Source organism: Oleiphilus sp. HI0066 (genome assembly GCF_001635725.1).
Genome location: NZ_LWFH01001403.1, coordinates 1 through 881 on the forward strand (window position 1 = coordinate 1; position 881 = coordinate 881).

Here is an 881-nt window from a genome sequence, read left to right on the forward strand (position 1 = left end):
CTCTCAGCCAATCTGTAGCCATTGCAAATACTGATGAAGTAGAAACAAAAGATGAAGAGACCTCAACATTATCGCCATCAACACAAGCCAGCGTTTCATTTAGTGAAGAGCAACAAGAACATTTAGGGCAGCGAACCAAAGCTACAGAAGGCACACCTCATCCAATCAAGCTTTTACATAAAGACGTAAACTATTTTGTTCGCGGCTTAATGCAAGATTTGATGGCTAATCTAAGTTTCGTCAATGACAAAACCCCCATCGCAGTTAGTTCCTTTGTATTGCTCGACAGCAACTATCAAGAAACAAATTTACTTGGCTTACAAATATCAGAATCACTCATACATGAAGTGAACAAATTTGGTATTCCTGTCATTGATTTCAAATCTACCAGTGATATTCAGGTAACCAACTCAGGTGATTTTTTCTTCAGTAAAGATCCGAACAAACTTGCTGAAAATCTTCCAATTCAGTTTGTTATCGCAGGCACCTTAGCCCAACAACAAGGCGGATATATAGTAAATGCACGCATTATCGGCGTTAGTTCAAAAGCCGTTGTTTCTTCAGCTCAAGCATTTATTTCTAGAGAAGCAAGTCAAGCCATATTGGATAATGCCCGAGGGCATCAAGCTCCAACGATTCATGTTACAGGCGGTTAAGTTTTGCGCTCACCGAAAATTCTTCGACAAGTATTAATGATCTTATAGATTCGCTACAACAATATTTGGCAAAAACTTTGATGTCGATGCAACGACCTTATTCGTCTTGTGATGCGTAATACGTGCATTCACCACAACGCCTCGCTCACTTTGCACGAGTGTGCCGGTAAGAACATATTCAATCACTAAGTTTGGATTCAACTCATCTAAATCACGCGACAATGC

The 881-nt window shown here is 40.0% G+C and carries 2 protein-coding genes; one reads left to right on the forward strand and one right to left on the reverse strand.

The window, feature by feature from the left end; genetic code table 11:
* On the forward strand, positions 1–656 hold a 656-nt coding region (locus A3738_RS31360), incomplete at its 5' end, for a FlgO family outer membrane protein (protein WP_197473948.1).
* Between the two features lie 42 nt (positions 657–698).
* Here A3738_RS31360 and A3738_RS31365 read toward each other — a convergent pair.
* Positions 699–881: FlgO family outer membrane protein (locus A3738_RS31365; RefSeq protein ID WP_197473949.1), on the reverse strand; the 183-nt coding region annotated here is incomplete at its 5' end.